The organism is Salinirubellus litoreus (assembly GCF_037335815.1).
GTDB lineage: Archaea > Halobacteriota > Halobacteria > Halobacteriales > Haloarculaceae > Salinirubellus > Salinirubellus litoreus.
The window spans coordinates 2,203,950-2,216,703 of record NZ_CP147841.1 but is presented as its reverse complement, the minus strand read 5'-3'; the positions used below and the strand labels follow the sequence as shown (position 1 = coordinate 2,216,703).

10 protein-coding genes and 1 pseudogene are annotated in these 12,754 nt (G+C 68.0%); 5 read left to right on the top strand and 6 right to left on the bottom strand.

The window, feature by feature from the left end; translation table 11 throughout:
* Window positions 1–208 precede the first annotated feature (208 nt).
* A complete protein-coding gene (locus tag WDJ58_RS10905) occupies window positions 209–1,438 on the top strand; it encodes a site-2 protease family protein (RefSeq protein WP_338917734.1) in 1,230 nt (409 codons plus the stop codon).
* 243 nt (window positions 1,439–1,681) lie between these two features.
* On the opposite strand, the gene WDJ58_RS10900 is transcribed toward WDJ58_RS10905, so the two are convergent.
* The 6 genes and pseudogenes from WDJ58_RS10900 to WDJ58_RS10875 all read right to left on the bottom strand — a co-directional run bounded on the left by WDJ58_RS10900 (window position 1,682) and on the right by WDJ58_RS10875 (window position 7,435).
* A complete protein-coding gene (locus tag WDJ58_RS10900) occupies window positions 1,682–2,932 on the bottom strand; it encodes an RNA-guided endonuclease InsQ/TnpB family protein (protein ID WP_338913437.1) in 1,251 nt (416 codons plus the stop codon).
* 246 nt (window positions 2,933–3,178) lie between these two features.
* Window positions 3,179–3,484: pseudogene (locus tag WDJ58_RS10895) on the bottom strand (response regulator); the annotation flags it as partial.
* 273 nt (window positions 3,485–3,757) lie between these two features.
* Entirely contained in the window at window positions 3,758–4,510 is a 753-nt protein-coding gene (locus tag WDJ58_RS10890) for a competence/damage-inducible protein A (protein ID WP_338917733.1), read from the bottom strand.
* Between the two features lie 247 nt (window positions 4,511–4,757).
* A complete protein-coding gene (locus tag WDJ58_RS10885) occupies window positions 4,758–5,675 on the bottom strand; it encodes a DUF106 domain-containing protein (protein WP_338917732.1) in 918 nt (305 codons plus the stop codon).
* Between the two features lie 181 nt (window positions 5,676–5,856).
* Window positions 5,857–6,504, bottom strand: a complete 648-nt coding sequence (locus WDJ58_RS10880) for an adenylate kinase (protein WP_338917731.1) — start codon at window positions 6,502–6,504, stop codon at window positions 5,857–5,859.
* Between the two features lie 76 nt (window positions 6,505–6,580).
* Window positions 6,581–7,435: a TatD family hydrolase gene (locus tag WDJ58_RS10875; RefSeq protein ID WP_338917730.1), complete on the bottom strand. Its 855-nt coding sequence runs from the start codon at window positions 7,433–7,435 to the stop codon at window positions 6,581–6,583.
* A gap of 128 nt (window positions 7,436–7,563) precedes the next feature.
* On the opposite strand from WDJ58_RS10875, the gene WDJ58_RS10870 reads away from it, so the two are divergent.
* The 4 genes from WDJ58_RS10870 (at window position 7,564) to carB (ending at window position 12,740) form a co-directional block, all read left to right on the top strand.
* Window positions 7,564–8,034, top strand: a complete 471-nt coding sequence (locus WDJ58_RS10870) for a GNAT family N-acetyltransferase (RefSeq protein ID WP_338917729.1) — start codon at window positions 7,564–7,566, stop codon at window positions 8,032–8,034.
* Window positions 8,035–8,315: 281 nt separating this feature from the next.
* Window positions 8,316–8,549, top strand: a complete 234-nt coding sequence (locus tag WDJ58_RS10865; RefSeq protein ID WP_338917728.1) for a hypothetical protein — start codon at window positions 8,316–8,318, stop codon at window positions 8,547–8,549.
* A gap of 165 nt (window positions 8,550–8,714) precedes the next feature.
* On the top strand, window positions 8,715–9,362 hold the full coding sequence (locus WDJ58_RS10860; protein ID WP_338917726.1) for a DUF7529 family protein: 648 nt from the start codon (window positions 8,715–8,717) through the stop codon (window positions 9,360–9,362).
* A gap of 123 nt (window positions 9,363–9,485) precedes the next feature.
* On the top strand, window positions 9,486–12,740 hold the full coding sequence (gene carB / locus WDJ58_RS10855; RefSeq protein WP_338917725.1) for a carbamoyl-phosphate synthase large subunit: 3,255 nt from the start codon (window positions 9,486–9,488) through the stop codon (window positions 12,738–12,740).
* Window positions 12,741–12,754: the final 14 nt, after the last annotated feature.

Here is a 12,754-nt window from a genome sequence, read left to right as displayed (position 1 = left end):
TGAAGGAGCGAACGGAGTGAGTGACGAGGCGCGCAGCGTGGTCCGCGCGAGTCCAGCCGTTGGGGGCTTTCGAGCTGTTCTCTGTACTTGCTGTCGGTATAAACAGAAACAGCTTGAAAGCCCACCCGACGGTTCGAGAAACGCCCATTCGGATACCCTCGTACACGCAGACCACGCGGTTAAGGTGCCACGTCCACTACGTTTCTACATGAAGAGCTTCAGGGTGGGCCGCCTGTTCGGCATCCCCATCGAGCTGGACCTGACGTTCCTGCTGGTGCTCCCCCTGTTCGCCTACGTCATCGGGGCGCAGGTCGGCCAGTGGGTCGGCATCCTCAACGACTATCTCGGAGCCGGCCTCAGCGCGGGCGTCCTGACGTCGACCCCGACTATCGCGTACGGCCTCGGCACCGTCGCCGCGCTCGGCCTGTTCGTGGGGGTCGTCCTCCACGAGCTCGGCCATTCGCTCGTCGCACGGCGCTACGGCGTCGAGATCGCCAGCATCCGCCTGTGGATCTTCGGCGGCATCGCCCAGCTCGCGGAACTGCCCGAGGACTGGAAGAAGGAGCTGTACATCGCGCTCGCCGGGCCGGCCGTCTCGATCGTCCTCGGCGTAATCGCGTACGCGGCCTTCCTCGTGGTCGGCGGGATCGGTGGGACGGCCGGCGTCGCGCTCTCGTTCCTGCTGGGCTACCTCGCGCTGATGAACCTCGCGCTCGCGGCGTTCAACCTCCTCCCGGGGTTCCCGATGGACGGCGGCCGGGTGCTCCGGGCGCTGCTCGCCCGCGACCGACCGTACGCGAGGGCGACCCAGATCGCCGCCCGCGTCGGCCAGGGGTTCGCGATACTGCTCGGCCTGTTCGGGCTGTTCGGCGGTGGCGGCCTGTTCCTCGTCGCCATCGCCTTCTTCATCTACATCGGTGCCTCCTCGGAGGCCCAGCAGACGATGATGCGGGCGGCGTTCGAGGGCGTCACCGTCCGGAACGTGATGACCCCCGCCGAGGCAGTCGACACGGTCAACCGGGAGACGACCGTCGCAGAACTCGTCCAGCGGATGTTCACCGAGCGTCACACCGGCTACCCCGTCATCGAGAACGGCCAGGTCGCCGGCCTGGTGACGCTCGCGGACGCCCAGTCCGTCCCGGAGATCGAGCGCGACGCCTACCGCGTCGAGGACGTGATGAGCACCGACCTCCACACCGTCGGGCCGGACGCGGACGCGATGGACGCCATCAAGCGGATGCAGGAGAACGGCGTCGGCCGCCTCGTGGTGATGGACGACGAGGCGTTCGTGGGGCTGCTCTCCCGGTCCGACCTGATGACCGCGCTCGAGATCATCCGGTCGTCCGGGTCGCTCTCGGCCGGTAACGACGGGATCGGTGCCGGACGACGCTCGGATCCCTCGGAATCGAGCGACCTCGACCCGCGCTTCGACGACTGAGCCGACGGAGCGCGGTCTCGTGGCGGCCCCCCACGAGGCCAGGGGAAGCGTTCGAGGAGTCCTCCCCGGCGATACGCGGATCGAGATCGATCCGAGTGATCGGGGGTCCCGACGTCTACTTTCGGATCCACCGCTCCGACCGTCGGGCCGACCACCCGAATCCTACCGACAGAACCGCTCGGTGACATCCTCCCCGCCGTGAACGGCGGGGCTTCCCGTACCGCAGGTGGGATATTTGCCGGTCTACGACACGACCTGTTCTCGCGGTGCGAACACACCACTCTTTGCATCGAACAGGTGTACCGAGGGCTGTGCCACACAGCCGTTACTCCTATCCTCGCCGTGCGGACTCGGAGTTATCTTCTGTCGCATGTTCTCCGCCCCGTTGCAATCTGCGTTCCCGACCAATCCACACGACTGACAGACGTACAACCCACGATGTTTGCGGTTCGCTTTCGTGTCGTCTCCACACTGTGAGCAGGTCTGCGACGTGTTCCACTCGTTCTCTTTCAGCACATTGACGCCACGGATCTCGCCTTTGTACGCGAGGTACTGGTAGATGCGGTCGAACGCCCACGTATGGAGTTTCTTGTTGGCGGTCTTGCCCCAGTCGGACTCTCGCACGTCTTCGGGCCAACTCACCGCGAGCGTGCCAACACCGCGTTCGACACACTCCGCGATGATGGTCTCCGTGAGCGTGTGGTAGAAGTGCATCTCACGTTCTGCAAGTTTCCGACGTGCCCACCTCGACTTCTCAGATGGGCCATTTTCACCCTCGGTGTCGTACTCCGCTCGCGTGAAGTAGTGCTTGTCTTGCTTGAGCGAGTTGCCGGGGTACAGGACGTATTCGTCGGGGAAGGCGACCACGGCGATGTTCTTGATGCCGAGGTCGATGCCTGCCACACCGTCGCCTGCTGAGTCGTTAGTTTCGAGGCTGACTTTACAGACGAAGTGGAGTTCCCACTCGTCGCCGTTCCAGACGGCACGAACGTTCTGCACCCTGTTGACCCCTGAGAGGTCAACGTCGGGTCGGGTCTGGTACTCACAGAGCAGGAAGTCCGACCAATGCTCCTTGAGGTTCGAGCCTTTCGAGAGTCGGACGCGATTGTTCTCAGGGTCGTGTTTGAAGCCGTCTTCTTTGAACGTGACCGTACTCTTGGGTCGAGTGTCGCCGTGTTTGCGGTAGCCGGGTGGGTTCGCCTTTGGGTCGTTCTGTCGCAGATCGAACCACGACTGGAAAGCGTCAGAAAGTTCTTCAATGACTTTCTGACTGGATTGTGCGTTCAAGTCGTTCCAGCACCTGTGGTTCTTCATATACGCTTTCAGCACGCCCACGTCTGGGATCTCGCCAGTGGCGTCCCAGATACGGTCGGCTGTCCATCGGGCGACGTTCCAGATTTTCGAGGCAGAGTCTCCGAGCGAGTCGAGGCCATCACAGACCTGTTGCTGGTTCTTGATAGAACCAACGTAGGTGCGGGTGACCCCAATCGCCATACATAGCCTATGTTTGTGAACATACTTAATGGTGCGGACGAGCGTTGAATATCCGGCCTGCAATCGACGGTGGGTTATGTAGGAAGTGTCGGATTCACTCCCGTCCTGAAGGGCGGGATTCTCTCCTCGAAGAAAGATAGCCCGCAGTGCCGACCCCTCGCTGACGGCGGCCGCCCGGGACCGATCGACCGCGCGCTCTACCCGTCGACCGAGGACGCCGTACCGCTCGGGCAGACACCCCTTCCGGACGTAGTCGACAGCCGGATCCGCTCGGAGGTCGACCCGCACGGAGAGCCTGGCGGCTGGCGTTCCGGTGAAGAAGACGAAAGGGAACGCCGGCCACCGCTCGCGGATCGCACGGTAGAGGTCGACGCCGTCGCCGTCGGCACTCGGGAGGGAGACGTCGCTCACGACCGCGTCGACGGTCCCCCCTCCGAGTACCGCGAGTGCCTCCCCCGGCGTCGAGTCCGCCACCGACGAGAGGTCCGCCCGTCGTTCGAGGCCCTCGGCGCAGAGGTCCCGGAACGCCGGGTCGTCGTCGACGACGAGCACCCGCGATCGTCGCGGCGGTCGGTCAGACACCGCTCACACCCGCGAACGTGCCCGGGGCGATTCGGAAGTTCACGGTCGGACGGCGCGGTCGGCCGATATAAACCGGCCGCCGGACTCGGCAGGTGTGTCGTCGCCGCGTCCGTGTGTGAGCCGACGGAGCGCGGGGACAGCTCGTAGGGATCGTCGTAGCCAGCCGGAGGAGTCGACCGTTCGACGTGGGTCGCGGGGTACGGTTCTCGACAGGGAATCTACGAACGACGACGACGATCCCTATCAGTCGCCGTCGTCGTACTCGACGGTCTCGACGTTCGACGCGAGCCAGGCCCGGGCGTCGGCCAGCGAGGCACCGTCCTCGGCGCGGAGCTTCAGTCGGTTGTGTCCGGCGTCCCGATCCGGGTAGCACCCCACCAGGACCCCGAAGCGCTCGCGGGCCTCGTCGAGCCGCGCGACGAGGTTCGCCTCGGGCTCCTCCGTGTAGAGCGTCGTCGAGCGGACCTCGCCCGCGAACTCCCCGGCGACGTCCTCGAACATGGCGGACATCTCGCTCGGGATACCCGGGAGGACGTAGACCGTCCCGTGGCTCCCGTCCGCGCCGATCACGCATCCGGGCGAGAGGCCGGCCCCGTTGATCAGGGGTCGGGCTCCCGCCGGGATCGACGCCTCGGCCTCGATATCCACGTCGAGGTCGAGACCGGGGCGGTCCTCGGCGATGGCCGCGAGCGAGCGTTCGAGATCCGTCCACGCGAGGTCGTTCGGCTCCATCGACCGGTCGAACGCGCGGGCCACGCCGAGCATCGTCACGTCGTCGGGGGTCCCGCCCAGCCCGCCCGTCACGACGACGGCGTCGTACGCCTCGGCGTACTCCCGGACGCTCCCCGCGATGGCGTCGACCTCGTCGGGAACAGTCAGCGTCCGCTTCACCGTCACGCCCCGCTCGGCGAGCTCCCGACAGAGCCACGTCGCGTTCGTGTTCTCCGTGTCACCGGCGAGGAGTTCGTCGCCGACGGTGACGATGGCGGCGTCCATACCCGCCGGTGGTGTGGGGTCGTCCTAAGGGTTGGGTAGCGTGGGGTGACCGGCGAGCGAAGCGAGGCGGGAGCCCCACGAAGAAGCGAACGGCGAACGGAGTGATCCGGGAAAACGCGAGTGAACCGCGAGCAGGGGGTGGAGCGAGCCCAGCGAGTCCCGCTGAACGAGCGAACGGCGGGCCGTCCGAGTGCCGGCGAGACGAGAACGGGAAGCCGACGACCAGGGAACGGGGACCGAAGCCGTCTCAGGACCCCGTCGGCGTGGTCTGGATGTCGAGTGCCTTCCGGATGATCTGCGTGAACCCCATCGAGCAGAGGAAGTACCAGACGATCCAGACCTGTATCGGCCCGACGAACCCCTCCGTCCACGTCCGCTCGCCGACGATCGGCAGGACGATCGTCTCGGGGCTGACGCTGCCCCCACCGGGGAGGATCATCCAGTACATCCAGAGGAAGACGGGGATGGTGAAGAGCATGATCCAGACCATCGGGCGGAACTGCTCCTTGAACATCCCGAGGTTCTCGCCCATCGCCTCCATCTGTTCCTGCTGGAGCTTGTCGAGCTCCTCCTCGTCGCCGCGCTCCTTGGCCTCCTCGCGCTGGTTCTGGAGCGCCTTCATGCGGTCCTGGTAGTAGGCCATCCGGTCCATGTCCATCAGGTTGGCCTGGAGGAGCGTCGAGTAGAGCCCGGTGAACAGCGCGAGCACCATCACGACGGCGTAGAAGGGGAGCGCGGCGTCGAGCGGGCCGAGCAGGAGGTCGAGCGTGGTCCCGATGACGTCCCGGACCTGCGTGATGGAGTAGCCGGCGAACAGGCCGACCGCGCCGAGCGCCGCGGCCTTGTCGTAGACCGACCAGGAGGAGCTCCCCTCCGGCTCGTCGGGCATGTCCTCGGGGTCGATCGAGGAGGTGGCGGGCTCCCTGGTCGCCTCCTCGAGGCCCTCGCGTACCCCCTCCGGGTCACGGACCACGTACTCCTCGCCGGTCTCGATCAGGATGCCGCGGTCGATGAGCCGCCCCCAGCGACCGCTGTCCACGTCGTCCCTGACGTCACCGTAGGTGACCGCGCCGTCCTCCGCGCGGTCGAGGACCAGCTGGACGACGCCGGCCATCTGCTCGTCGTCGTCCACGAGGTCCTGCACTCGCTGCGCTGTCCCTGCCATCACCGGTGGTAGACCACCACGGGTTATCAAGCTTTTACTCCCGGTTCCGGGACGAGCGCCGCGCGAGCCCGACTCACGGGTGACACTGGCGCGGTTACACGACCCCCGTGATCGGCGATCCGATCCCGCCCTATTCGGGCCGGTGAACGAGACTCGGATCGGAACTGAATGGATCTCGCACCTACAGCCGCGCTTCGACGGCCGATTCGAGTCGCTTCCAGACCTCGCCGGGAGCGCCCTCGCCGTCCACCGTCACGAGTTCGCCCTCCTCGTCGTAGAATTCGATGACCGGTGCCGTGTTCTCCTCGAACACGCGGAGCCGCTCGCGGACCGTCTCCTCGGTGTCGTCGTCGCGCTGGACCAGTTCGCCGCCGCACTCGTCACAGACGCCCTCGGTTTCGGGCTGGTCGAACTCGACGTGGTAGTTCGTCCCGCACTCCGAGCAGACCCGGCGGCCGGTCAGCCGTCGGACGAGTTCGTCCGTCGGGACGGAGAGCGACACCACCACGTCGAGGTCCGTGATGTCGGCGAGGTACTCCGCCTGATCGAGGTTCCGCGGGTAGCCGTCGAGGACGAACCCGTCCGCGTCCTCGAGCGCCGTCCGGACGATCTCGTTGACGACCTCGTCCGGGACGAGTTCGCCCGCGTCCATGTACGCGCCGGGGGTGTCGTACTCCGTGTCGAGGTGGGAGATGTCCATCCCCTTGTTCGACCGGAGCGCGTCACCGGTCGTGACGTGCTCGATACCGAACCGTTCGACGAGGTTCGCGGACTGCGTCCCCTTGCCCGCGCCCGGCGGCCCGAGCAACAGTAGCTTCGGCTGGCTCATAGCTCGGGGTTGAGGAGGGCCGGATAAAGTCTTGTAGGAATCGACCCGGCCGCCGCCCGGTCTTCGGGAATACCGTCTATCCGCCGAGCGTCGCCTCGGTGTCGATCCCGTACACCCGCGCCGGCGTCTCGACGTGCGCGGTCCGCAGCGCCTCGCCGTGACCGTCCTCCTGCAGGGCGAGACTCCGCTTGGGGACGGTCTTCGGGCCCAGCACCGCACCCGGTCGATCGGGGTCGTCGATGAAGTCCGTCTCCATCATGAACGGTCCCTCGTGTTCGATGGCGGCGTCGAGTTCCTCCCGCCGGGCGATGACGCTCGGCACCGGGCCCTCGGTTCGACCGCCGGCGAAGTGCTTGACGACCTGCTCGCGGGGGAGCCCGCGCGCCTCGGCCCACTCGATGATCTCGGTGAACTCCTCGCCGGACTCGGTGTGGAGCTGGACCGCACAGCCCACCTCGGCGGCCCGCTCGAACGCGTGGCGCATGACGGCGTTCGAGGCCGCCCACACCTCCTCGTCGACGTCGTAGTGCGGTCGGCCGGACTTGATCGCGAGCGCCGGGCCGTCGGCGACGTACTCGGCGGCGACGTCGATCCCCCCCTGCATCAGCACCCGGGCGTCCTCGACGTCGAACCCCCGTTCGAGGAGCTTCGAGATCAGCGCCGGGTGGACGCCGAGGACGGGCCAGGCCCGCCCCTCCAGAACCTCGCTCGCCTCGCGGGTCACCTCGACGGTCAGGTCGAACGGTTCGCGGAAGTCCTCCGGGGCCTGGACGTCGGTTCCGAGCGACCAGGAGGGCTTGTTGAGTACGAGGAGGTGGGTGCCGCCGACGCGGGCGAACTCGCGGGCGGCGTCGGCCCCGCGCCCGTTCACCGGATCGAGGTGCATGTGGTCGTCGAGGACGGGCGGGTCGAGTTCGGCGGCGGGGTCCATGACGGGGCGTAGAGCACGGGCCTCGAAAAACCACCCGCCTCGGTTCGGAAGCGCGTCGTCGCCCGGAGGATCCGCGAGAACTGGCGGGACCGGGAGCGCGAAGTGGGACGACCCCGGACGTCCACCGGATGACCGAGGTCGGGATCCGACCCGCGTGCGCCGACGACGCCGAGGAGCTCGCGGCGGTCTACCGGAACGCCTACCGGGAGAACGAGCGGCTGGGCTTCCCCGCCTTCGCGGGATCGGCGGACGCGGGGACCGTCGCCGGGTGGATCGAGGAGGCCCGTGTCTACGTCGCCACCGCCGGGTCGGAGATCGTGGGCGGCGTCCGGCTGGAGGCGACGGACCCCGACCGCCTGAAGCTCAGTCGGCTAGGCGTCCACGAGGAGTGGAAAGGGGAGGGTATCGGCAGTCGGTTGCTCGACCACGCCGAGGGACTTGCCCGGAGGTGGGGTCACTCGACGGTCTGGCTCACGACGCCGGAGGACCACCCGCATCTCCCGGGATTCTACCGGCGGCGTGGCTACGAGGTGACACGACCGTACCCGCTGGACTTCCGGGACTACGACGAGGTGGTGATGGAGAAAGGGGTCGGCTAGGCGCGAGTCCGATACCGCACGCTGTGGGTCTAGCCAGTTCCCGGCGCGATCCTGTCCGCCTTTCTGATCGACGCCGCCCAACCGAAACGAATACCACCCCGGTTGCCATACGACCGGTATCGTCCGCTCGCGGTCGGTCGGGCCGGCGTCGGCGCGTCACACACCACCTGTATGACGGTGGCGGTGTCGGCCGACACCTCGCCGTCCGGCGGTTCCGGCGAGCCTTGCGTCCGACGTTCGTCTGACGGGGTTCTATGATAGGTGGGGTGGTGTGTGTACCCATGCGCATACGCCGGGGCGAGTTCGAGCGCATCCGGTCGGTGCTCTCCGAGGAGGACCCCGAGGAGCCACTGACCGCCCGCGAGATCCTCGACCTGCTGGAGGAGCACGGCGAGGAGACCGGGTTCGACAGCGCCCACCGGGTAGCGACGGTCCTCGGCCGCCGCGCACAGCGCGGCGACGTGGAGGTCATCCGCGACCAGCCCTACCGCTACCGCGTCCCGGAGCTGCAGTGACCTGAAGGGAAGGGGGCCGCTCCGCGGCCGGTACGCCCGACGGATACCGGCCACGAGTTCTCGGATCCGACGAAGCCGGAGACGGGGATGACTGTACCGACTGGGGACGCCGGGGCGGGCGTGACGAAGGGCAGGGTTTTCGGCCGTGGACAGTGACACCGACCTATGGAGAATACCGACCTCGGCCCCGACGGCGGTGACGGCGACCGGGACGGGGCGGGGAGCGGGGACGATCCGGACGGGCGATCCGGCCGGCCCGACGCGCCGACGCCGTTCGGCCCGTCGAGCCCGCTCCTCGAACGCCACTGGGAGGCGCTGCTCGACGACGCCGCGGCGACGGCCGAGATCTACCGCGAGGAGGGGTGGGACGTGCTCGAACTCCACCCGACCGACGCGGCGGCGCTGACCGACGCCGAGGCCCCCGGGATCGAGGTGACGGTCCCGACGAACGAGTTCGAGCGACTCGACTTGTGGGTCGAGGACGGTCGGTTCGGGGCGTACGAGGTCTACCGTGCCGAGACCGGGCGGGTGTTCCTGCTCGTGGTGGCCCGGGACGAGACCCGTCGCCGGGTAGTGTGTGTACCGGCTCACTACGGGTTCGAGTCGGTGTCCGCGCTCGCCGACCGTGCCGACGCTACGAGCCGCTTCCTGACGCACGTCCTGGGGGCCGGCGGTGAACGGGTGACGCTCACCCACGACGACCCCGGCCCGTTCTTCCCGGGCGGCGGGTCGGGATCGAGCGGATCCGAGGGGAACGACGCCGAGAAGGACGGGGATCACCGGACCAGCGGCTCCGGATCCGGGGACGGGTGAGGCCGCTCCGACCGAGGGGGTGGGAGTCGCGTTACCGCGCCACGGATTCGAAATTCGAAATTCGGCTCCGAGATTCGTAGCGTTTCGCCGAACTTATTACGATGTGTCGGCACCGTCGGTGTAATGACCGGCGAGGACACCGCCGACCTGAGCGGGGAGAACCGGACCATCCTGCTGATCGGGAGCGGCCCGATCCAGATCGGACAGGCCGCCGAGTTCGACTACTCCGGCGCGCAGGCCTGCCGCGCGCTCCAGGAGGAAGGGGCCCGAGTCGTCCTCGTCAACTCCAACCCCGCGACCATCATGACCGATCCGGAGATGGCCGACAAGGTGTACGTCGAGCCCATCACGACGGAGGCCATCGCGGAGGTCATCGAGAAGGAGGACCCCGACGGCGTGATCGCGGGGCTGGGGGGACAGACCGGGCTGAACGTCACCGCCGAGCTCGCCGAGGAGGGCGTCCTGGAGGAGTACGACGTCGAGGTGATGGGGACGCCCCTCGACACGATCTACGCCACGGAGGACCGCGACCTGTTCCGCCAGCGGATGCGCGACATCGGCCAGCCGGTCCCCCGGTCGACGACCATCTCCCTCTCGGAGGGCGAGTCCGTCACCGACTTCGACGAGGGGGCGCTCCGCGAGCGCATCGAGGCCGCCGTCGACGAGGTGGGCGGACTGCCCGTCATCGCCCGGACGACCTACACGCTCGGCGGATCGGGATCGGGAGTGGTCGACGAGATGGACGAACTGGTCGAACGGGTGCGCCGCGGCCTGCGGCTCTCGCGGAACAACGAGGTGCTCATCACCGAGTCCATCTCCGGCTGGGTCGAACTCGAGTACGAGGTGATGCGGGACGCCGACAACTCCTGTATCATCATCTGCAACATGGAGAACATCGACCCGATGGGCATCCACACCGGCGAGTCCATCGTCGTCACCCCCTCGCAGGTGATACCCGACGAGGGCCACCAGGAGATGCGCGACGCGGCCCTGGGAGTCATCCGCGAGCTCGGCATCCAGGGTGGGTGTAACATCCAGTTCGCCTGGCGCGACGACGGTACACCTGGAGGGGAGTACCGGGTCGTCGAGGTCAACCCCAGGGTGTCGCGCTCCTCGGCGCTCGCCTCGAAGGCCACCGGGTATCCCATCGCCCGCGTGACCGCGAAGGTCGCGCTCGGCAAGCGCCTCCACGAGATCGAGAACGAGATCACCGGCGAGACGACGGCGGCCTTCGAGCCGGCGATCGACTACGTCGTCACGAAGATCCCCCGGTGGCCCAAGGACAAGTTCCCCGACGTGGACTTCACGCTCGGGACGGCGATGAAGTCCACCGGGGAGGCGATGGCCATCGGCCGCACGTTCGAGGAGTCGATGCTGAAGGCGCTGCGCTCGACGGAGTACCGGCCGGCGGTCGAGGTGGCCGACCTCGACGACGACGAACTGGAGGACCTCCTCGTGAACCCCTCGCCGGACCGCACGTACGCGATCTTCGAGGCGTTCGACCGCGGCTACTCCGTCGAGTCGGTCGCCGAGCTGACGGGCATCCAGGAGTGGTACGTCGAGCGGTACGAGCGGATCGCGGACGCGGCGCAGGATGCCGCCGCGGGGAACTTCGAGACGGCGACGACGCTCGGGTTCACCGACCACCAGGTCGCCGCAATCGCCGACCAGGGTAGCTCGGCGGGCGAGATGGCCGGTATCGGCGACCCGACGGGCGGGCCGATCGAGGAGGTCGAGCGAGTCTCGACCGACCGCCGGTTCAAGCAGGTCGACACCTGCGCCGGCGAGTTCGAGGCGACGACGCCGTACTACTACTCCGCGCGGGACCCGCTCTCCTCGATCGCCCGCAACGAGGTCCGCGTCGACACGGACGTCGAGAGCGTCGTCGTCGTGGGCGGCGGCCCCATCCGCATCGGTCAGGGCGTCGAGTTCGACTACTGTGCGGTCCACGCCGTCCGTGCGCTCCGGGAGGCCGGTATCGACGCCCACGTCGTCAACAACAACCCGGAGACGGTCTCGACGGACTACGACACCTCCGACGGGCTGTTCTTCGAGCCCATCACGGCCGAAGAGGTGGCCGACGTCGTCGAGGAGACGAACGCCGACGGCGTGATGGTCCAGTTCGGCGGGCAGACCTCGGTCAACATCGGCGAACCCCTCGAGAAGGAGCTCGAACGGCGCGGGCTGGACTGCTCGATACTCGGGACGAGCGTCGACGCGATGGACCTCGCGGAGGACCGCGACCGGTTCAACCGCCTGATGGATTCCCGGGGGATCGCCCAGCCCGAGGGCGGGAGCGCGACGAGCGAGGCCGAGGCGCTCGATCTCGCCAACGAAATCGGCTACCCCGTCCTCGTGCGGCCGTCGTACGTCCTCGGCGGGCGGGCGATGGACGTCGTCTCGAACGACGAGGACCTCAAGCACTACATCGAGGAGGCGGTCCGGGTCTCGCCCGACCGGCCGATCCTCGTCGACGACTTCCTCGCCGACGCGGTCGAACTCGACGTCGACGCCGTGGCGGACGGCGAGGACGTCCTCATCGGCGGCGTGATGGAGCACGTCGAGACCGCGGGGGTCCACTCCGGGGACTCCGCGTGTATGATCCCCCCGCGGTCGCTCTCGGGGGAGGTCCTGGAGCGGGTCCGCGAGGTCACCCTGGAGATCGCCCGTTCGCTCGACACGGTCGGCCTGCTGAACGTCCAGCTCGCCGTCCGCGACGGCGAGGTGTACGTCCTCGAGGCGAACCCGCGGTCCTCGCGGACGGTCCCGTTCGTCTCGAAGGCGACGGGCGTCCCCATCGCCAAGCTGGCGGCGAAGGTGATGGCCGGGGCGACCCTCGAGGAGCTCCACGCCGCCGAGCAGATCCCCGAGCAGGTCTCGGTGAAGGAGGTCGTCCTGCCGTTCGACCGCCTCCCCGGCTCGGACCCCCGCCTCGGCCCGGAGATGAAGTCCACGGGCGAGGTGATGGGGACCGCCCGGTCGTTCGGGAAGGCCTACCTCAAGGCACAGGACGCCGTCGGCAAGCCCATCCCGCGCGAGGGGACGGCCATCGTCGACCTGGACACGCTCCACGGGTTCTCGGAGGCCGAGGAGGACCTCTCCGATATCGTCGAGACGGCCGAGCGCCACTTCGACGTCCGCGCCATGGACGAGTTCGACGACCCCTTCGAGGCGGTCCGGAGCGGCGAGGTCGACTTCATCCTCTCTCGCGACCGCGACCTGCTGGAGGTCGCGGTCGACGAGGTCGTCACGTACTTCTCGACGGTCCCCTCGACGCGGGCGGCGCTCGAGGCCATCGAGACCAAGGACGAGCCCCTCGACGTCGCCGCGCTCTCCGAGCGGCCCACCGAGCAGCGCCAGTGGGGCGTCCCGGAGTGACGAGACGGGACGCG